The following is a 21,537-nucleotide window of genomic DNA, read 5'->3' on the forward strand; positions in this document are numbered from 1 at the left end:
TTCACCGGTCTCTGTTTTGAGACCGGTGAATTTTTTTGCGAGAAAACACATCTGCTCAGTATGTAATTCTGCGTTAAAACTGTGATTGAAATTTAGTAGGAATCCATCCCCAAAAGGGACACAAAACCGGAGCGGCTCAGCGGCAGCGGGATGTTAAATGGAAGCTGAGATACAACTAACGAAAGGGATCAGCTTCGAAATACAGGGATTTGAATTCACCGCTGCAAAACCGCTGTTTTGATGAAAAGAAACAATGGAAACAATATTCGTGCAAAAACAAAGGCTTGAGGCAAGAAATTTGAAAAATTGATAAAAAATAACAAAATAATTGATTTAGAATAATGCTTGGTTTTGCATAAATTGGTATGATAAAGAAAAAAGCAAGGATGGCTCAATATGTTTTCTGCTAGGATGTTTTTTGAAAAGGGTCTCTGTTTATCTGAAGAGCATATTATTACTCGTTTAGCAGATGAGTCAAAAATTAAGATGGTAAAAAAAGGGAGACTCCTGGTGGAAGAGGGAGAGATCCAATCTCTGTTATTCTTCATGATAGAAGGCGTTGTACGCGGTTATGTGATTAAAGCGGATGGACAAGATATCACGGACTGTTTCGTCTATAAATATGGGGATGTGGCGGTTGGAATCAATGGTCTGACCGGCCCATCCCGAATCAATATTGAGACCATGTCCGACTGTAAACTTCTTGTACTGCCCGCATCCCTGATTCTCTCTTTAATGGAGGAGAGCCAAGAGGTGCTGCAGCTCTACAACAAGCTTTTGCTGATCGGGCTGGATCGCCATTGGCAGGAGAAAATTAATTTGCTCAGCTGTTCCGCTATGCAGAGATATTTATGGTTTTTGGAAAATTACCCCAATCTGATTGATTTGGTTGGGAATAAATACATTGCATCTTTTTTGGGAATGACGCCGGCTACACTTAGCCGGCTGCGCAGAAGGCTTCGGGAAATGGAAGGCTTTGGGATAAGAGCATTGGATCGGGTGAAATCAATCTATTTTTAATTTGATTTTCTGTGCCCGATCTTCCAGTCCGGTTCGGCAGCCATCGTAGCCAAGTCAATTTTTAATGGATATGGGGGGAGAAATTCCTGTGTGGACATATAGCTATGACGGGATTAGCCTCCAAAATCAGCGAGCGGTGAACATGGACAGCCTGCTTCTAAAGACGCGAATGATTCAGGGGAGAAATTTTTGTATTGCGGTTGTCTGTGACGGCGTGGGCAGTATGCAGGATGGACAATTTGCAGCGGTAACAGCAGTTACGCTGCTGAATCATTGGTTTAGCCAAATAGAAGATGACTGTGTCTGCGGGCCCTGTCTGCGGGAACAGGTACTGAAAGTCAATCGAGCGATTTATGAGGAGGCGCAGAACCGGCGGCTCCAAACTGCAACTACGTTATCCGCGCTCCTGATTGGTCCGGAAAAATACAGCGTCGTCCATGCGGGAGACAGCCGGATTTACTGTTATCAGGATGGAAAAGTGACCACGTTGACGCAGGACCATGTGTCGGCGGCCGGAAAACTGACATCCTGCCTGGGCCGCTGGCCGGAGACTCAGATACTCTATCAGGAGGGTTCACTGGGCAGGTGTCTCTTTCTGTTATGTTCGGATGGACTTTACAAACGAATGGACGCAGGGCTTCTTCAGCGGGAACTGAAACGGGCTGGACACAGACAGTTTCGAAAAACGCTGGAGCGCTTGAGCCAATATGTGATCGCCCAGGGAGAAAAAGATAATATCTCTTTGGCGCTGGTCAAATGCGAAAATTGAGGTGTTAGCATGAAAATCCAGCTTCTTATCGCGTCAGATGACGACGATTATCGGGAACAGTTGTCCCAGGTGTTAACGGAACGCTATTCGGACACGTTTGAAGTCAGCGTTTGTTCCTCGGCTCCCCGGCTGGCTGAGCAGCTCAGCCGCCGTGTTTTCGATGCGGCGCTGCTGGAACCGGAACTGGCAGAACATGTACAGCTTTCCCAAGTCCGCATGCCGCTTTTGCTCTGGAATGGAAGCGCCGGATGCGCGGTATCGGAACATGTACGGCAAATCCGCAAATATCAGCGGATTTCCTCGATGGTAAGCCAGCTGTTGGAACAATACGCGGCGGTTGCGGAAAAGAGCGGAGACGCGGAGTTGGAGCGGGGCCGTATCACAGTCGTCTGGTCCCCGTCGGGCGGATGCGGCAAGACGACTGCGGCGCTGGCCTATGCGGCGCAGAGGGCTGGGGAAGGGAAAAAAAGTCTGTATCTGGATTTGGAGGCGTTTTCCAGCGGCCCGGTGTATTTTTCTCAGAACGGGAAAAGCATAAGTTCCGTATTCGAAAAGTTGGATGAGAATGTGGAACTGCTCCTGCAAAGTATCCGGCAGAAGGACGCCGTATCTGGAATTTTTTATTTTTCCCAGCCGGAAAATTATGACGACATCAGCATTCTTACACAAGAGGACGTCAGATTGCTGGTAAATGCCAGCGTGCAGGGGATTGACGAACTGGTCATCGATTTGAGCAGTACCTTCGACGATAAAATTCAGATGCTTTTAGAGCTGGCGGACAGGATTTTGCTGGTTACGGACTCCTCCCGTGCCAGCCAGCAGAAGCTGGAACAGTTTCGCACACAGCACAGCATCTATGAAAAGGTTCGGGAGAAAACGATCCAAGTGGCGAATAAAGGATTTCGGATTCATTCCGAAGAAGGGGAGCATGCAGTCCTTTTGCCGCTTGTGAAATCGAGCGATCCCGTGACAGTCTATCAAACTTTGTCTGCCGGTTTTTTTAAGGAATGACCCTGGCCGGCCTCCTTTCAGGAGATGAGCAGCCATGACGGAAACAAGTAAAAACGAGTTGATTGCACAGCTCAAAGCAGAGATCCATCAAAACCCGGATCTGACAACCATGAGCGACGAGCAGCTGCGATTCCTCATCCAGAAAAATTTAGAGGATAAAATTGACTGGGCTCGTACCAATCAGCCCGATGTATACCGGGAACTGTCCTCGTTGAACTTCCGGGAAAAGCGTTTCATTGCTAACGCGGTATATGAATCGATCCGCGGACTGGGCGTATTAGGGCAAATTATCGCAGACCCGGAGATTACCGAGGTAATGATTAACGGCTACCGGGATATTTTTGTGGAGCGCAGCGGCCGGCTGCAAAAGCTGGAGAACCACTTTGAAAGCCGGCAGGAGCTGGAGACAATCATTACGAAGTTTGTCTCTCAGTCTGGCCGCGTGGTCAATGAAAGCGAACCCATTGTGGATACCCACTTGGAAGACGGCTCCCGTGTGAATGTTGTTATGCCGCCTGTGGCGCTGAATGGACCGATTGTCACCATCCGCCGCTTTCCAAGAGAAGCGATGACGGTGCAAAAACTGATTTCTTATGGTTCCATCACGCCGGAAGTGGCTGAGGTGCTGGAACTCCTGGTCCGGGCTCGTTACAACATCTTTGTCAGCGGGGGAACGGGCAGCGGTAAGACGACCTTTCTCAACGCCCTGTCCAACTTTATCCCCCGGGATGAACGTATCATTACCATTGAGGATTCCGCAGAGCTTCAGATCAAAAATATTGACAACTTGGTCCGGTTGGAGACCCGCAACGCCGGTCCGGACGGCAGCGGCGCCATTACCATCAAGGACCTGATCAAATCCGCCCTGCGTATGCGCCCGGACCGGATCGTGGTGGGCGAGGTCCGCGGCGCCGAGGCCCTGGACATGCTTCAGGCGATGAATACCGGCCACGACGGTTCTTTGTCCACCGGCCACGCCAATTCTACGTACGACATGCTCAGCCGGTTGGAAACCATGGTGCTTCAGGGGGCGGCGGGGCTGCCCCTGGAGGCGATCCGGCAGCAGATTGCCTCCGCGGTGGATATTATCATTCACCTCTCCCGTCTCCGGGACAAGAGCCGGAAGACCATGCAGATTGTGGAGATCCTGGGTTATGACACCGCCACAAGGACCTTCCGGATCAATCCGCTCTATGAATTTCGCGAATCACCGCAGAGCACCAAGGAGAAAGTGGCAGGCAAACTGGTGCGCACTGAACATCCCATGCAGAATGTTCAGAAACTGGAAAACGCCGGGATTTACCGTACGATATAGGGGGAGACAAAATGCAGAAGAACAGGTTTGCGCCCGCTTCGGAACGGGCAGGAGCTCAAACTCCCAGGCGGGAGACACCCCAGTGGTCGGCCGCCGTGCCGGACTATACAGTCAGTCCCTCCACGCTGTTTGACCATATCGCCTCATTTTTTATCGGGTTTGCGGCCGGATTTGTGGTCCTCTTTATCTTTTATAAGGTCATCCCTCTGGCGGTCCTGGGCGGCGCGATTACCGGAACCGTGTACATATTTGTCGCGGAGCAGGCAGCTATCCAGAAGCGGCTGAAAAAGCTGCGCGTCCAGTTCTATGATCTGCTGGAGGCCATGTCTGTGGCCATGCGGGCGGGCAACCCGGTGCTGAAGGCTCTGGAGAGCGCCCGGGAGGATCTGACCCTTATCTATCCGGGGAACAGCGACATTCTGGTGGAACTGGATGTGATCATCAAGAAATTCTATAACGCCATTCCCCTTTCTGAGTCCTTTGCCGACTTTGCCCGGCGAAGCGGCCTGGAGGATGTGGCCAGCTTTGCTTCCATTTACGCCACTATCGAGGGGAAATCCAGCCGGGCGGATGAAATCGTCCGAGAAACTCAGCAGATTATCGCTGACAAGATGGAGATTGAGATGGAGATCGATACACTGATGACGGCGGCAAAGTCGGAAGTGAACATCATGCTGTTCATGCCCCTGGTGATTCTTGCGGTCATCGGATATGCCGGCGCCGGGTTTATGGACGCCATCTATACCGAACCGCTGGGACGGGTGGTGGCCACGGGGGGGCTGATCGTCTTTATCATCAGTTTCATAATGGCCCGAAAGTTCAGCAACGTGGAGATTTAAGGAGGGCGCTATGGTCATTTTAATCCCTGTTTTGGCTTTGTCCACGGCGCTCGTTGTCATTTGGTTTCTGCTTCTGGGTCAGGTAAGCCAGGATGACTGGATTGTCGCCGCCTATAATAAGGTTTTGAACAGCCGCAACGAGGCGGAGCGCCTGCGCCGGAAGGACGCGGACCACGCCCGGAAGCTGGCGCAGTACCACGGCGTCTCTGCCAAGGTTATGAAACTGTTTCTGGGCGGGAATTCCAAGAAAGAGATCCAAAAGCTGCACCGGCAGGAGCAGGCGCTTCAGCAGGGGGATCTGCGGAGCGTCAGCCTTTTTGAGATGCCCGGCTATGTGATCCAGCGCAAGTTTGAGTCGATTGGCCGGGGTTCTATCCACAAAGCTGTTTTGGAGAAATATTCCGAGCTGTATGGAAAAAAGTACGCGGTCAACCAGACCAAGCAGCTGCTGGCCCGAATGCTGTCCTATCCCCTGCTGGCCCTGCCGGTGGTGTGGGCCCTGGGCTCCCTGCTGCTGGCCTCCGGGAACCGGACGGGAGGGCTGGCGGTGCTGGGCGTGGGTTCCCTGCTGGTTCTGGGGCTGGTGTACGCCATGTACGACGAAGTCAGCGACCGGCTGAATAAGCGTCGGGCCGCCATCAGCCGGCAGTTTCCCAACGTGGTGTCCAAGCTGGCCCTGCTGGTGACCTCCGGGATGATTATGGACCGGGCTTGGCGGGAGACCGCCGAGAGCCAGGACATGGTGCTCTATCAGGAGATGCGGAAGACCGCCGACGAGCTGAGCAACCTGGTGGACCCGGCCACCGCGTATACCAACTTTATCAACCGGTGCAATACCAAGGAGACCACAAAACTGGCGTCCGCCATTATTCAGAATCTGTCCAAAGGCAACGCGGAGATCGGCGTGCTTCTCAAGAGCATGGCCCACGAGGCCTGGCAGGAGCGCAGGCACACCGCCAAGCGGGACTCGGAGAAGGCCAACTCCAAGCTGATGATTCCCACCATGATGCTGTTTATTGCCATTCTGGTGATGATCATGGTGCCGGTGGCTATAAATCTTTCTGCGTTCTGAACATCCAAGGAAACAGGAGGTATAGCGGCTATGGGGGAACGAAAATCAGGCCTGCGGCACGACGAGGCGGGGCGCATCCCCGTGTTCTGGCCCCTGGCCGTCCTGCTGCTGGCGGTGCTGCTGTGCCTGCTGTGCTATGAGAAGGCCGGCGAATTCCTGAACTGGCTCTTTGGTGACGCCATGTCCGCCCTGCTGCCGCAGCAGCTTGGATGAGGGGGAAACATCCTATCGCGGTACTTCCGCCGCGGGCGTCCGCCTGGGCGTGGTACATAAATCGACTGAATAGATCGAAAGGAGAAAACGAATATGTGGAGTAAATTAAACCATCTGTCCATCGCAGCTTATACGCGGGCTGCCTCGTTGGTGCAGGACCTGAAAGACGACGAGCGGGGCCTGTCCGGCGTGGTGGTGGCCGTGCTGCTGATCCTGATTGCGGTTCTGGCAATCGCTGCATTATGGACTGCTCTTGGCGGTTGGCTTCAGGAGCAATGGACCGTAATTACTGGGCAGACTTTTGAAAAACCGACACTTAAGTGATTTTTAACCAGCATAACATCGACAGATATTAGGAAAGGAGTGGTCGTCTTGAAACATCTGAATCGCCTCTGGCGGGACACCCGGGGGGACGCGGTGGTCGAGGCGACCATTCTCTTCCCCATCATTATTATGATCTTTGCGGGACTGGTGCTGCTGGCCATGTACCTGCCCACCCGGGCGGCTCTCCAGCGGGCGACCCAGTACGCCGCTACCGCCATCGCCACGGAGCGCAGCGACACCTGGCTGCGCCACGATCCGGACGCTCTGGCGTATTACTGGATTCACGACAAGGATGAATTGGGAAACGTCTATGGCTCTGTCCTGGGCAGCCTGACCGGCAACAACCGGGACGACGAGGACAACGCCATTCAGACCACAATCAACATGGAAAAAAAGGGCGTCTTACAGCCGGCGGGGGAACTGACGGTGACGTACGGCGTCGTGAATTATATTGTCTATAAGGAAATCGTAGTGACCGCTACCCGGACCATCCCCATGCCGGTAGACCTGTCCTTTGTCAACTTTCCCACAGAGATTCCCATTACCGTTACTTCCACTGCGGTGGTCCAGAATGGGGACGAGTTTGTGCGGAATATGGACCTGGCAAAGGACTTTACGGAGTATCTGGGAGAAAAGTACGGCTTCAGCGATATATTCAGCAGCCTGTCCCAACTGGGCGACCGGTTCGCGGGCTTTTTAGGGATATAGGGATAGGAGTGGGGAGACATGAAACGGTTCTTTCAAAAACTGCTTCACAACTGCACAGGTGCGGTGACGGTGTTTGTTACCCTGCTGCTGATCCCGGCGGTTCTGGTCAGCGGGACGGGGGTGGACATCGCCCGGATCTATACTGCCCGCAGCGTGCTTCAGGACGGGAACCAGCTGGCGGCCAACTCCGTCCTGGCCAGCTATGACGCCTTGCTCCAAGACCTGTACGGCTTGTACGGCGTTATGAAGGACGACCCGGAATTTGCCCGCATGGCCGACAGCTATATCCAGGCGGCCGTGCTGGGCAAAAGCCCCAAGGATACCGGTCTGGGCACCTTCCAGCTCTTTTATGGCTCCGACCTGCAGTCCGGCGATGTGGTTCCCGCGGATGGAATGAATCTGGACAATCCCCAGGTGCTCCGCCGCCAGATCGAGGAGTACGCCAAATTCCGGGCTCCGGTTATCATCGTTCAGGAGATTCTGGGTCGACTGGATGTGTTCCAGTCGGTTCAGGAGGACGCAAAGGTGATTCAGGACAAACTGGAGGTGGATCAGAAGGTGGAGCAGGTGGAAAAGATCTACCGCTCCATCTACGACTGTATCCAAAAGGTCAATGAGGCGAAGGGACAGGAGGAGAGCGCGATTGCCTCGGTCAATTCGTACCTGGATCAGATTCGTCAGGAATTACAGGGGATGATTGACGCCAGAGAAGGCTATACCGCGGCCTTTGACGCGGAAAACGAGAATCTGGCCAACGATTATAAAAAGAAATTCGATGGGCACAAAGAGAACATCAGACATCTCATCGATGGAGGGACAGTCTATCAGGGCTGGGTCTCGGGCAGCGACAGTAGCGGAAGCTGGAAGGACGGCGGCTGGACCAGCAGTTATTATGAGAACGGCTTGATCCGAACGATTCGTAACAGCAGCGAGCTGCTGGAAGATTTTATCATGAATGAAACCGTTTGGAAGAACGACAGCCTGGAGGAATTGGCGAATCTGTGTGAAAGAGCCCAGTCTCAAAAGGAAGAGCTGGAGACGCTGGTGGACAACCTGGAAGAAAGACTGAATTCAGGAAAGTGCTCGGCAGATCTAAAAAATGGCATCATGGTCGAAAAGGACAAAGAGGGGAAGACAATTTTGGAACACTATCGCGAGCTTCTGCAATACGATGTGGACGCGATGGGGAAGGCGGTTCAGAGCTATAACGAGCCTCAGATCCGACAGGTAATCAGCATGCTGGAGAATTTGACCTACGGCGGGACCAGCGCCTCTGGAACCTCTGTCGATATGTCCTTGGAGAGCTTGAAAATTCTGGACGGACAGGGCTATGAAATTGACCTTGAGGTCCTGAATCGCACGCTGACCGGAGAAGCGCGGATTCCGGACAAACTGAGTTATGCGGCCACTGTGTCCGGCTATCGCCTGGTTCTGAACAGCGAAAATGAATTCCGGACCTTTCAGGACAGCCGGTTCCAGGCCACCCAAAACGAAACATTTTACGCTGTACTGGAGCAGTTCTACCGCACAGGCGGCGACAGCGGCAAAAAGGACAATCTGGAAAGCGGTCTGGAAAACATACTGGGAAGCATCCAAAGTAAGTTTACCACCTTCCTGGAGTTTGATCCTCTTGGGGCCACCAAGTATAACAACGGAGCGGAAAGCGCCGGATACCAGGGCACGGACTTCGGAAGCGCCGGCGATTGGGGATCGGAGGATGGAGCCACAGAACAAGCGCAAGACGCCTTGAACAGCAACTTGTTCAGCCGGCTGAGCAATTTGGCTGGAGACGCGGCGGACAAGCTGCTTCTGCTGACCTATGACACGGAGATGTTCTCCTGTTACGCCACCAACAGCGGCGAGACGGAGGACGAGCCCCTGGAGGAGAACATGAACGGCATTCCCCTGAGTGTGGATGTCAACTACTACTTTCAGTCGGAGTTGGAGTACCTGTATAACGGCGACCTCACCAATGCCCGCAACAATCTGAAGGCCGTTACCAGTATGATTTTCCTGGTGCGCTTCGTATTCAACTACATCGCCTCGTTCAACATCGACGAAGTGAACGCCACGGTGAATATGGTCAAGACCTCTCTCTCCTGGGCGGGGCCCTTCGCGGTAGTGGCTGGAGAGCTTGTGCGTCTTGCCATGGCGCTGGGGGAGTCGGTCATTGACGTCAGCCGTTTAAAGGATGGAGACGCAGTGGCTCTTTATAAGACGGACGGCAAAATCGGAGAGGCTGATTCAGGAGGTACCTGGCAGTTCAGCCTGTCCGGAATGATAAATGACGTCACCGGAGAAGTCTCTGAAATATCGGATTCCTCCTTCAACAGCGATACGAACGGGGACGACGACGCGACTCCCAGCTTGCGCTATAAAGATTACCTGCGGCTGTTTCTCCTGCTGGTGGACGGAGACACCTTGGCACAGCGCACCGCCAAGCTGATCGAGCTGAATGTCACCAATAAGCGAAACAACTTCGGGGATCTGGGCAGCCGGTCCGAACGGGAAGAGGCCATGGCCTCGGCGGAGCTGTTCGACCTGTCCAATGCAGTCACCGGCTTCAGCCTCACGACCACAGTGGATTTACGAATGCTGTTTTTGTCCATGCCCTTTGCGCAAAGAGGCGTAAACGGCGTGGTCCCGCCGGGGTACTTATCTCTGACAGCCACGGATTACAGGGGGTACTGAGCCATGGGAAAGGATGAGAGAGGGTATATCGTGGTGGAGACCATCGGCAGCTTCCTCCTGTTCGTTCTGCTGGTGCTCTCCATCCTCAGTCTGATCAATATCGTCGCCGTACAGGCCCGCATCCACTATGCCCTGACCCAGGCGGCCCAGACCATCTCCATGTACAGCTATACCCTGGACGTGATCGGCGTGGCTGACGCGGTGGCAAACAACGCCGCCCAGGCGGAGCGGGTGGAGCAGGAGTCGGATGAATTTAAGCAAAACCTGTCTCAGCTGTTCGATGGGTTCGAGAGTCTGGATATTGCTGAAATTGGCTCCAGCGGCGAGGCGCTGGCGGACCAGACCGGCGGCTGGGCTTCCGATGCGGCGGCAGACCCGGAATCCTCCATCCAAGCGCTTCTCAACTATGCGCTTCGGGAAAGCGGAAATGCCGTGTTCGGGGATCTGGTAAGGCCGCTGGTGGGACATTACCTGTCCAATGGCTCTATGTCGGGGGAGGAGTATCTCCAGGCCGCCCATATTATCGGCGGTCTGGAAGGGCTGGAGTTCGGAGGGGTTGGACTTCTGGACCCGGATGAGATGGAGGGTGATGACAGCACCCTGCTGACAAGTGATCGGGACGTGAAGATTGTGGTCCAGTACGACATTGATTACAGCTTTGGAGCGCTGATGCTGCCCTTTGGCGAGCCCAAGCTGCATGTGACGCAGGAAGTGCGGACCAAGGCATGGCTCGGCGGCAAAGGAGAGGGATACACGCCATGAGAAATAAAAAATGGCTTCCATATCTGGGACTGCCGGTCCTGCTTATAGCGCTGATCCTCCTGAAGTGGGGGCATCTGGACGGGAGCGTGCTGTTATTCCGATGTGCTCTGGTGGTTTTTGGGTATCTGGCCGCTCTGGGGGACATTCGGGAAAAGCGGGTTCCCAACCGGCTGGTCGCAGCTATGCTGGGGGCCTGGGTTCTGCTTCTGACGCCCCAGCTGTTTTTCCGCACGCAGCAGGCTATTGACTGGGCTCTGAACGGGGGCCTGGGCCTGCTGCTGGGCGGAGCGGTGTTCTTGACGGTTTACCTCATCAGCCGCAAAGGGCTGGGGGGTGGCGATGTAAAGCTGATGGCGGTTTCCGGGCTGTATCTGGGCCTGGACGGAGTGCTGCCCGCCATGCTGTACGGTTCCGTCTTGGCGGCTGTGGCAGGCTTGCTGCTGATTCTGGGGAAAAAAATTACTCCAAAGGATGCGATCCCCCTGGTCCCGTTTTTGTATATTGGGATGCTGCTGACCTTGTTGATCCGATAGGAGGGAGTCTTGGTGAAACGAATCAACCGTATTTTACTTGCCGTGGGCTGCGGGCTGCTGCTTCTGCTCTCATGGCTGACAGTCATAACCGCACGGTCCGATGCACAGAAACAGGCGGAGCTTTTGGCCCAGGCGGACGCCTATATTCAGGATGAGATCTACATCCGCGCGCTTCCTCTGCTGGAGGAAGCGGCCGGTTATGACGCGAAACACACCATAGAGGCGGAGGAGGCGCTGAAAAACGTCTATCTCCACCTGATCGGCCAAAGCGGCTATTCCACCAAGTACACCAATCTGCTGTCAAAACAGATGGGGCGGAAGGATGCGGACCCTGCGGTCTTTGCCGAAGCGGCGGAGTACTATCTGGAGGCGTCCAAGGAATCAGAGGCGTTCGCCGTTTTGCGGGATGGAATCGCCAAGACAGGCAGCGAGGAGCTTACAGAGCTGTATGAGGATGTCCGCTATCAGTATAAAGTGAGCAGTTATACCTATCAGGATGTGACGGCGGCGTGCAACGGGGCGATTCCCGTTGAATTGGACGGATACTGGGGACTGGCTTCCGCCAGTGGTTCTCTGGTCATCCCCTGCGAGTACGACCAGATCAGTACTTACAGCAATGGTCAGGCTATCGTGCGCAAGGGCGCGGTCATCAGCGGTGTAGACAGCAGCAACAACCGCGTGGCTCTGTTCCACGGAGAGGCAGACAGCTTCAGCAATTTCAATGAGAACCGGCTGGGCCTAAAGACATCGGAGGGCTGGGTGGTGGCGAATGGGACCTTCGGCACCGGCGGCCTGCTTCTGGAAGAACTGGGAATGTACTCTGACGGCTGCGCGGCGGCCAAGCTGGACGGGAAATGGGGCGTTTTGGGCGCTGATGGGCAGGAGTGGGTCATTCCGCCGGAGTACGATGGCATTGTTCAGGACGAACTGGGCCGTTGCTGGGCCCAGGATGCCGTTTTTGTGCGGCAGGATGGGCAGGTTCTCCTTCTTGTGGACGGAGAACCGGTGGGTGAGCCTTATGAAGACGCCAGGCCCTTTGCCGATGGCTGGGCCGCGGTAAAGAAAAACGGCAAGTGGGGATTTATCGACACGCAGGGTACAGTCATGCTTGACTATCAGTTCGAGGACGCCCTGTCCTTTGGCCAGCATTTGGCGGCGGTCAAACAAGGGCGGAATTGGGGCTATATCAGTCTGAGAGGCGAACTGGTCATTGAGCCTATTTTTCTGGAGGCGCGCAGTTTCTCTCAAGGCAGCGCGGCGGTTCGGACGGCGGATGGGTGGAAATTCATCACGCTTCTGGAGTACGAAGGAGGAACCGGTCTATGAGATATGAAATTGAGAACCGAAACGATCTCTCCGGCGCCCAGCTGGTCATACGGTTTCCAGAGGAGGATCTGGACCAGAAGGCGCTGTACACGATCCAGGCGGAACCGCCGGGATTCCTCGTACCATTCCGCTACCGGAGCATCGATGGGCAGGCGGAGTGTACCTATCAGCTGGGCGGCCGCAGCAAACTGCAATACCGCTATGGAAGCCGTGAGCCGGAGGAGTATATTACGTTCTGGCAGCAGGTACTGACCCCCATTCTTGAGTGCTCAGACTGGTTTTTGAAGCCGCTCTCCTTTGTGCTGGACGCCCGCTATCTCTATTGGGAGAAAGCGGAAGGGACGATCAGCTATCTCTATGTCCCGGCGCATACCGATTGTGCAGAGGCGGATTCTCTTCGGAAAATGGCGGCGGAGCTTTCGCGGCAGAATTCCGTCACCGATCCGGATTTGGAAAATAAGGTCCTGCGGGCGATTATGCAGGACTTCCAGCCCCGCTCATTTCTGGAAATGCTTCGATCCAGCCGCCCGATCCCGCGCAGAGGGGCGGCGGCCCAGATAACGGCGCCGTCCCCCCGCAGCGTGCCGGCCCCATCCGTTGTGCGCGAAGCACCCTCCGCACCTGTCCGCACCGTTTCCGAACAGCCCGCGCCGGTCCGTCCGCCGGAGCCTGCCGGGGCTCCCCGCCCCCAGCCCGGCACAGATGACATCGTCATTAATTTTGGAGAAAAACAGACCGGGAAGGAGAAAAAGGGAAAGGGATTTTCTTTGTTCGGAGGGAAAAAAGAGAAAGCGGCGCCTAAAGCGGCGGCGGGGAAAAAGGGCGGCCTGTTTGGCGGCAGGAAAGAAAAGATAGAGAAAGAAATGGTGCTGGGTGCCGCGGCCGCGCCCTCGGAGCCTCCCCAGAGCCGTCGGCCCTATCCTCCGGAACCGGCCGCGGTCTGGGCCCAGTCCACGGAGGAGTGGGAGGCGACTCAGCTGGAGGAGGATGGTCGGACTTATTTGCGCCTGGTGGGAGATCCGGCTCTGCCCCGAGAGATTCCGGTGGGGCTGCAGCCGGGGCAGGCATTCACCATCGGCCGCTTTGACGTCTCTGTTGGGCACCAGCAGTCCGATTATGAGTTTGACAAACAGACAAAAGCGGTCAGCAGACACCACGCCGCCATAGAGCGGGAGCAGGATGGATGCTATACCCTGGTGGATCTGGATTCCAAGGCCGGTACGTTTTTGAATGGAGAGCGCCTGACCCCGAATGTTCCAGTTCCCCTGACCCGGGGCAGCCGGGTCTCCTTTGGAACCGGCGGCGCTGATTATATCTGGGAAGAGTGAGAAAGGAACGATGGCCATGGAATGGATGGACGGGGAATGGATGTTGTACCTTGGTCTGGGCATAATGGCCGCCGCGGCGGCAGGCGCTGTGATCGTGTTTGTAGTATTTCGCGTCACAGGCCGGAGGCTGGAACGCCGGCTGACTGAGGAATTTGGGAAGAAGCGGCATTGACCCGCGCCGCGGAGGAATATTATGGCTCAAATCATTGCATCAACCTATGAAATTGTTCAGGAGATCGGCTCCGGCGGCGGCGGAATCGTCTATCTGGGCCGGCATCTGCGCCTCGGGAAATGGGTGGTTTTAAAGGCGGACCGGCGTACGCTGGCGGCCAGGCCAGAGGTGCTGCGCCGGGAAGTAGACGCCATGAAAAATCTGTCCCATACATATATCCCGCAGGTTTATGATTTTGTAGAAGAAGACGGCGTGGTTTATACGGTAATGGACTATGTGGAGGGGGAGAGTCTGGACAAACCCCTGAGACGTGGGGAGCGATTTGCCCAAGCCCAGGTGGTGGAATGGGCCTGCCAGCTGCTGGAGGCCCTGTGCTATCTTCACAGCCGGCCGCCCCATGGAATCCTCCACGGGGACATCAAGCCGGCCAATGTTATGCTCACCCCGGAGAACGATATCCGGCTCATTGACTTTAACATCGCGCTGGCCCTCGGTGAGGAAGGGGCTGTGCGGGTCGGATTCAGCCGTGGATATGCCTCTCCGGAACATTACGGGGTGGACTACGCGGCGGGGAATGCAACCCAAGGGGTGAATGAGAATGTCGAGACGCAATGCACCGATGATCCGGGAAAGACGGTTTTAAGCAGCCGGTCCTCGCCCTCCCCGCTCAATACAGGAAGCTCCGGACAGCGGGGTGTGCTGCTGGATGTGCGTTCGGATATTTACAGCCTGGGCGCCACGCTTTATCACCTGTTGACCGGAACGCGGCCCGCTCAGGACGCAAGAGAGGTGGTTCCCATTTCCGGGAGTGGGATCAGTCCCGGGGTGGCGGCCATCATTCAAAAGGCAATGGCGCCAAACCCGGGGCAGCGATATCAATCGGCGGCGGACATGCTCTATGACTTCGAACATCTGTGGGAGCAGGACCCGCGCGTCAAACGCCGCCGGCGGCGGAAAGCTGCTGCGGCTGCTGCTTTGGCGCTGGTGTTTCTAGCCGGCGGCTTCACCGCGTTTACCGGGCTGAAACGGCAGGAGCGGCTTCAAAATGCCTATGTACTGGCAGAGTATGCGCAAAACGCGTTGGCTGAGGGAGACCGGCCTGAAGCTGTGAGCACCGCCATGGAAGCTCTGACGTTGGAACAGGGGTGGTTCGATCCGCCCAACACCCCTCAGGCCCAAGCGGCCCTCACCGACGGTCTGGGAGTTTACGATTTATCCGATGGCTTTAAGGTCCATCGTTTGGTATCGCTGCCCTCGGAGCTGCTGAAGGTGGTCCTCTCTCCCCAGGGGACCCGGACGGCAGCGGTATACGCTTATCGTGTGGCCATACTGGATACAGAGACCGGAGAACAGTTGGCCGATTTGGCGTTAGAGCCATCGGCGCTGGCGGACGTGGTGTTTCTGGATGAGGACCGCCTTGTCTATGCCGGAGAAAATGGAATCTGTGCCTATGACGCCGCAGCTGGCAGAGAGCTCTGGTCCGGTTCTCCCGCCACAAATTTGGTGGCTTCCGGAGATGGGACCCGTGTGGCGGCAGTATACAAGGACGCCGGAGAGGCGGCCGTCTACGACGTGAACACCGGCAGCGTGGTCCAGACCGTTTCTTTCCAGGGAAAAAACCAGCCGGTCACGGTAAATGACCGCTTGGCGGACCCGGAGGACAGCTTGCTGGCGTTGAATCAGGACGGGACCATGCTGGCCGTGAGTTTTTCGGATGGGACGCTCTCCGTCTTTGATTTGGATAATCCGGATGGAACGCTGGAAATCCTGGACCCGTCGGCGTACACCCGGTTTGGAGGAGGATTCTTTGGCGATTATTTTGCCTTTTCCGCTTATGGTGAGGGAGATTCTCTGTTTGCGATCATCAACATTGCGGAAATGTACCAGACCGGCGCCTTTGCCGCCCAGGACCCTTTTCTGGCGCAGGTGGATGAAACCGGCATCTATCTGGGGCTTCTGGATACCTTGGTTCAGGTAGATCCGGAGACGGGGGAGCAGACCGAATTGGCCTTTGTCAATGAGAACATCTCTCATTTCTGCCACAGCGGCAATTATACGCTTCTCTCCACCGAGGGACGCGCCTATTCTTTTTTCGACCGTGGAGCCGTGCAGGTGGAGGAGACCCAGACGGACTATTCCTGCGATTTCCTGCAAATAGCTGGAAATTACGCGGTGGTGGGCAGCCGGGATACCCCGGAGCTGCGAATCCTGAAGCTGGAGTCTCACCCGGAGGCGGAGCTGTTCTCCTATGATCCTTCTTACGCTCACAATGAAGCCCGCGTCAGCGCCGACGGGAGCACCGTCATGCTGTTCCGTTACGACGGGTTCAGGCTTTTCAGCATGGATGGGGAGCTGTTGGCGGAGGTGGAGATCCCCCAGGCGGACCAGGTTTACGACCAGCAGTACCGCCGGGAAGGCTCGGAGAGTTATCTGGAAGTGATCTACAACGACGGACTGGTGCGCACCTACTCCGCTGAAGATGGTTCGCTGCGCTCCGAAACCCAGGGAGCGCTTCCAGACTTGTCCCTCTACGAGGAATTTATAACCGATTCCCTGCGCATTACCGCCCCTCTTCACGAGACACCCGCCGCATATGACCGTGAGACAGGAGAATTGATCCGAGAGCTGGAGAAGGACGCCTATCTGACCTATGTAACTCAGGTGGGAGACTATGTGATCACAGAATATATTTCCGCCCAGGGAGAGCGCTATGGACTGCTGCTCAACGAGGACTGCGAGACCCTGGCACGGCTTCCTGACCTGTGCGATATTGTGGATGGGAAGCTGGTATTCGACTACCCATCGGGAAATCTGCGGCTGAGCCGCATTTATTCCCTCCAGGAGCTGATGGCCCTTGGAGAATCTGTTTAGGAGGTATCGATATGAAAACCTGGAAACCGAGACTGGCAGGGCTCCTGGCGGGGCTGATGCTGGTCTCCATGCTGCCGACAGCGGCGCTGGCGGCGGAGCCGCCACCGGACAAGGATGTCCCGGAGATTTCCGAGATTGGCGTGCGGATTGGGGACGACTATGTGAAAGCGGAACCTCAGCAGCCGCAGATCGCCCCGATGTCCATGATGCCGTTGGAAGTGGAGCGGTATAACCTTGACATGACTGGCTATCTGCCCGAGGAACTGAAGTCGGTGGAGATCTCCACTGTGCTGGAGAACATGGAGGGCAGTTACGAGCCCACGGCCAATCCTGGGGATGTGGCGGTCTGGGCCAAGTGGGGCTACTATGACGAGGACGGGGACTACGTCTCTGAGAATGACGACTTTTACATGGTAGATGATTCCCTCACCCTGGATCTGTCCAGTTATTCCCAGTATAGCCGGCACGTCTATCTGGAGCTGATCGTTGGCACAGCGGACCAGCTGAACCTGAACAACACCCGTTATATCGTGGATGTTGAGCTCAGCAGCTATGACGATCTGCTGACCGCTACCGCTGCCGACGCCGAAGGGGTTCCCATTGACGTATATGACACTTATTTAAGTGAGAACAACCGTTACGGGAACATCTATCAAATCGGCGTGGATAAAAACGATTGGACCTCTGGAGAACAGGCCAGCCTGACCCTGGCGCTGTCCACAGAGTTTTCGGGACTGACTGCCACGGCCTATGAGGGGTATTATGAGTCGCTGGAGGAAATTCCCGCAGATGCTGTGGACATCACCAGCCAGCTCATGGGTACAGGTTATCTGGAAGATTATAGCTATCAGTCGCATTATGAAGGAATGCCCCAGGTTACGCTGGTCCTTTCCAGAGGCGAGAAGCTGGCTTTTGTCCTGCCGCTTATCCTGTATTTTTATGAAGATGGGTTGAGCATATCTTACAGTAGTGATCTGTACGCTGACCAAGAAAGCGGATCTTCAAGAAGATCTGTCACAGATACCACTGATTACGATTATCAAGAGCATAACTATCCATATTACACGATCACCCTGGACCCCGAATACCCGGCGGACGGGATCTATTACTATGAGCTTACCATGTACAATCCGGCAGACCCAACGGTGCAGAACAATGGGATCGCTTATGTGGACAAGGCGGTAGTCGGATATTATGCCACCGCGGATGCGATTCCGGAAGATGCAGCTAATATTAAGGCACAGCTTTTCTCGGATGCATATACAACCGGCGGCTACGGAGCCGATTTCAGCGGCGGGATCACCTTTACCATCGTAGACATTAACGGGGAAATCTACTGGGTCGGCCTTAGGACCGTGGAAAACCAGGGGGAGGAAGAACTCCCCCCTGCTCCCACTCCGGATTCCGCGGATACCTATTTCCGCATGGAAACCGCGGAGAGCTCTGACGAGGGGACCAGCACCCTGGCCTATGTGATGCCGTACGATGCGGACAGCTACTACTATAACGGCTACCAAACGGTGCTTCTGCTGAATCGTAACAACGAGAGCAGAGACGTCTACGCCGTGAGCAGCGACACTGTCACCCCGGTTTTCTATACCGGGAACCAGGTGGAGATGTTCGCCGGGCACAATGGAAGCAGCGGAGTCAAGCAGATCAGCGGCGAGACCCCGGTTGATTTTATCTCCGGCGAGGCGATCCCCTATTCTGCCGCCGCGGAAAATGGTACAGATCTGAAAAACTACTGGGTCACCTTCCTGACCCAGCAGAGCGGCCCCAAGCTGTTTGTCAACGCAACCAACGACGAGAGCCGCTATGTCGTGGTGGACGGAGAAGAGATCCCTCAGCGTGAGGTATTCCTGACGGACGAATACAATAACCACCACGATGTGTTTTTTGCCAATATCGGCGACCGGGACATCACCGGGTTGTACGTCCGCCTTGAAAACGCCCAGAACGTGGCCCTGGACCCGTATTGGACCATCGGCGAGACCACCACTCTCAGCGCCTTCACCACCACGGAACAGAAAAATTCCTACGGCGAACTGGCCAATGTGGCAAAGATCCGTCTGGTGCCCGCCACTGATGAAAACGGGAACGTCCTGGCCGGTACGGTCAGCGGTACCTTGGTCATCGGCTATACCGGCGGCGGCACAGAGCCGGTAGAAGAGGTGCGCATCAGCCTCACCGGCGTAGCTGGCGCCCCCAAAATCACCACGGAGACGGTAGTGGACGGCGTTCAGTACGTCCCGTACTCCAGCCTGATCCAGACCAACAACATGTATGAGAGCGACGCGGTCACCTTTGAGCTGACCGGCGGCGAGCTGCCGGAAGGCGTGATCGTAAAGCCCAACGGCGAGGTCTACGGCGTTCCCACGGAATACGGCGAGTTTACCTTCACAGTAACAGCCGTTTACAGAGGGGACGAGACCCTGTCGGACAGCAAAGAGTTTACCCTGACCATCCTGGACAACACCAATGAGAACGTGGAAAACGCCACGGATACCGGGTATGAACTGCTGGACCGTGTCCCGGATACGATGGACTCCTATACCGACCAGGTGTTCCGGTCCAACGGTGAATACGGACAGTTTGTTGATTTCTGGCTGGACGGCGAAAAGCTGGTGGAAGGCGAGGACTACATCTCGGAAGAGGGCAGTACCAAGATCACCATTCAGGCTCAGACCTTCCGCAATGCCGGCCGGGGCACCCACACCCTGGCGGCGGAGTTCCGAACCGGCGGTTCTGAGAATTTGGACAGCCAGCTGAAGCGTACCGCGCAGAATTACAGCTCTACGGTTTCCAGCGGCAGCGGAAGCAGCGGAAATAACTCCTCCGACACCACCTATCCTGTCACAGTATCCCAGCCCAATTTTGGTACGATCACGGTGACACCGAAGAATGCCTCCAAGGGGGACACGGTGACGATTACAGTACAGCCGGAACAGGGATATCAGCTGGAGTCTCTGAAGGTTACGGACAATCAGGGCAACGCGGTTGAGTTGACGGAGAAAAACGGAGCTTACACTTTTGTGATGCCTTCTGGAAAAGTGGACATTCAGGGTACGTTTACCCCGATTGAGCCGCCGGATGGCCGTACTCCGTTCACAGACGTGCATAGAAGCGACTGGTTTGCGGATGCGGTGGCATTTGTCTATGAGGAGGGCCTGATGGCCGGTACCTCCGTGAACGCATTCAGTCCGAATGCCGCTACGACTCGAGGAATGATCGTGACCATTCTGTATCAGATGGAAGGACGGCCGGAGAGCAGTGACACCTACTTTGCGGACGTGCCTATCAATCAATACTATGCGCAGGCGGCCTCCTGGGCGGCGGAGCAGGGAATTGTCTCTGGCTATGGCGACGGGAAATTCGGCCCTGATGATCCGATTACCCGGGAACAGATTGTGATGATCCTGATGCAGTACATCCAATACCGTCAGATGGATACCAGTGCCCACAGTGACTTGTCCCAGTTTGTGGACCGGGATGCCATCGATCAGTGTGCTCTGGATGCCATGGCATGGGCCAATGCAGAGGGCCTGATGAACGGAAAGGGCAGCGGTGTGCTGGACCCCAAGGGACCGGCTACTCGTGCGGAAGTCGCGGCGATTCTGACCCAGCTTTGTACGTTGATCCAGAGAGCGGATGAGGGCTAAAAGGACAGCATAATAGCGAAATTTACCGCATGATTGCATGAAACCGGACCCTCCGGCTGTATCCCTGCAGCCGGAGGGTCCGGTTATATTTAGCGCCTTGCGCCTGCATATGTGGACATGCGTGTATTATGCGCGATAAAGGATTGGAGAAGTAATGAATGGAATGGGAGGACCGGAGGCGGAAAACGGAGGAACTTATTCCAGCATGTACCGCTGGGAGGAGAAATTCTGTACTGCGTTGTTGGACAATCTGTTCCCGGAATTGTGAGACCCCTCGCGCCAGTGGGAGCCGTGTGCGATTGATAACTGTGACACACCGCTGTAAAATATGGTACTTCCTCCAGCACAAATCCTTCTATATCGGTCATCACTATGCTCTCCCCGCATCTTTCTTTCTCTGATTCATTTTTATCCCCATATCTCATTCCGCTTTACCAGAGTTGGGGGCGCATCAGTTTTTTGACAAACAAAAGGCTGGCAGGCACTTTCGTGCCTGCCAGCCTTTGTTTCCGGAAAGAGGAATTTCCGCCGAATATTACTTCGCGATATTCTCACAGAAGTTCATGAGGATCTGTGCGACCTCCGCGCGGGTAGCGGTGCCGGCGGGGTCCAGCACACCGTTGCCCTTGCCGGAGAGCAGACCGGCGTTGACCGCCCAGTCCATCGCCTCCAGGGCCCAGTCGGAGATAGCGCCGTAATCGCTGAACTCCCGGATGGACATGCCGCCCTGGGTGGTGTTATAGCCTCTTATCTGGGCATAGCCGTACAGGATCAGCGCCAGCTGCTCTCGAGTCACCGGATCGCCGGGCGCAAACTGAGCAGCGCTGTAACCGTTCACAATCCCATTGGCGGAGGCCCAGGTCACCGCGTCAGCGAACCAATCGTTGGAAGCCACGTCCGCAAAGCTCTCGGAGCCGCTCACCT

The 21,537-nt window shown here is 55.6% G+C and carries 17 protein-coding genes; 16 read left to right on the forward strand and 1 reads right to left on the reverse strand.

Annotated elements, in window-relative coordinates; all coding sequences use genetic code 11:
* The first annotated feature begins 396 nt into the window (after positions 1–396).
* From B5F19_RS13400 to B5F19_RS13475, 16 genes are all read left to right on the forward strand, one after another.
* Positions 397–1,020: a Crp/Fnr family transcriptional regulator gene (locus B5F19_RS13400; RefSeq protein ID WP_087291310.1), complete on the forward strand. Its 624-nt coding sequence runs from the start codon at positions 397–399 to the stop codon at positions 1,018–1,020.
* 88 nt (positions 1,021–1,108) lie between these two features.
* Positions 1,109–1,789: a PP2C family serine/threonine-protein phosphatase gene (locus B5F19_RS13405; RefSeq protein ID WP_162612584.1), complete on the forward strand. Its 681-nt coding sequence runs from the start codon at positions 1,109–1,111 to the stop codon at positions 1,787–1,789.
* A gap of 9 nt (positions 1,790–1,798) precedes the next feature.
* Positions 1,799–2,800 carry a hypothetical protein gene (locus B5F19_RS13410; RefSeq protein ID WP_087291313.1) on the forward strand — a complete coding sequence of 334 codons (1,002 nt, stop codon included), beginning with the start codon at positions 1,799–1,801 and terminating at the stop codon, positions 2,798–2,800.
* Positions 2,801–2,834: 34 nt separating this feature from the next.
* Positions 2,835–4,115 (forward strand): CpaF family protein, encoded by a 1,281-nt coding sequence (locus B5F19_RS13415; protein WP_242972817.1) that lies wholly within the window; start codon positions 2,835–2,837, stop codon positions 4,113–4,115.
* Positions 4,116–4,126: 11 nt separating this feature from the next.
* Positions 4,127–4,954 (forward strand): type II secretion system F family protein, encoded by an 828-nt coding sequence (locus tag B5F19_RS13420; RefSeq protein ID WP_087291316.1) that lies wholly within the window; start codon positions 4,127–4,129, stop codon positions 4,952–4,954.
* Positions 4,955–4,964: 10 nt separating this feature from the next.
* The gene (locus B5F19_RS13425) at positions 4,965–6,026 is read left to right on the forward strand and encodes a type II secretion system F family protein (RefSeq protein WP_087291317.1); all 1,062 of its coding nucleotides are present in this window, start codon (positions 4,965–4,967) and stop codon (positions 6,024–6,026) included.
* A gap of 30 nt (positions 6,027–6,056) precedes the next feature.
* Positions 6,057–6,239 carry a hypothetical protein gene (locus tag B5F19_RS13430; RefSeq protein WP_087291319.1) on the forward strand — a complete coding sequence of 61 codons (183 nt, stop codon included), beginning with the start codon at positions 6,057–6,059 and terminating at the stop codon, positions 6,237–6,239.
* A 93-nt stretch (positions 6,240–6,332) separates the two neighbouring features.
* Positions 6,333–6,563 carry an archaellin/type IV pilin N-terminal domain-containing protein gene (locus B5F19_RS13435; RefSeq protein WP_087291321.1) on the forward strand — a complete coding sequence of 77 codons (231 nt, stop codon included), beginning with the start codon at positions 6,333–6,335 and terminating at the stop codon, positions 6,561–6,563.
* A gap of 48 nt (positions 6,564–6,611) precedes the next feature.
* A complete protein-coding gene (locus tag B5F19_RS13440) occupies positions 6,612–7,271 on the forward strand; it encodes a TadE/TadG family type IV pilus assembly protein (protein ID WP_087291323.1) in 660 nt (219 codons plus the stop codon).
* An 18-nt stretch (positions 7,272–7,289) separates the two neighbouring features.
* Positions 7,290–9,962 carry a DUF5702 domain-containing protein gene (locus B5F19_RS13445; protein ID WP_087291325.1) on the forward strand — a complete coding sequence of 891 codons (2,673 nt, stop codon included), beginning with the start codon at positions 7,290–7,292 and terminating at the stop codon, positions 9,960–9,962.
* 3 nt (positions 9,963–9,965) lie between these two features.
* Positions 9,966–10,724: a hypothetical protein gene (locus tag B5F19_RS13450; RefSeq protein ID WP_087291327.1), complete on the forward strand. Its 759-nt coding sequence runs from the start codon at positions 9,966–9,968 to the stop codon at positions 10,722–10,724.
* Positions 10,721–11,257 (forward strand): prepilin peptidase, encoded by a 537-nt coding sequence (locus B5F19_RS13455; protein WP_162612585.1) that lies wholly within the window; start codon positions 10,721–10,723, stop codon positions 11,255–11,257. Before B5F19_RS13450 ends, B5F19_RS13455 begins: the two co-directional genes overlap by 4 nt.
* 12 nt (positions 11,258–11,269) lie before the next feature.
* Entirely contained in the window at positions 11,270–12,583 is a 1,314-nt protein-coding gene (locus B5F19_RS13460) for a WG repeat-containing protein (RefSeq protein WP_087291331.1), read from the forward strand.
* The gene (locus B5F19_RS13465) at positions 12,580–13,911 is read left to right on the forward strand and encodes an FHA domain-containing protein (protein ID WP_087291333.1); all 1,332 of its coding nucleotides are present in this window, start codon (positions 12,580–12,582) and stop codon (positions 13,909–13,911) included. The genes B5F19_RS13460 and B5F19_RS13465 overlap by 4 nt, the downstream gene beginning before the upstream one ends.
* A 193-nt stretch (positions 13,912–14,104) precedes the next feature.
* Positions 14,105–16,954, forward strand: coding sequence for a serine/threonine-protein kinase (locus B5F19_RS13470; RefSeq protein ID WP_087291335.1), 2,850 nt, complete (start codon positions 14,105–14,107; stop codon positions 16,952–16,954).
* Between the two features lie 11 nt (positions 16,955–16,965).
* Complete coding sequence (locus tag B5F19_RS13475; protein WP_087291337.1) at positions 16,966–20,613, forward strand: S-layer homology domain-containing protein; 3,648 nt, start codon at positions 16,966–16,968, stop codon at positions 20,611–20,613.
* 535 nt (positions 20,614–21,148) lie between these two features.
* Here B5F19_RS13475 and B5F19_RS13480 read toward each other — a convergent pair.
* Positions 21,149–21,537 (reverse strand): S-layer homology domain-containing protein (locus B5F19_RS13480; protein ID WP_140394236.1); only part of this gene is annotated, 389 nt, incomplete at its 5' end.

The sequence above is a fragment of the Pseudoflavonifractor sp. An184 genome, from assembly GCF_002160305.1.
Lineage (GTDB): Bacteria > Bacillota > Clostridia > Oscillospirales > Oscillospiraceae > Lawsonibacter > Lawsonibacter pullicola.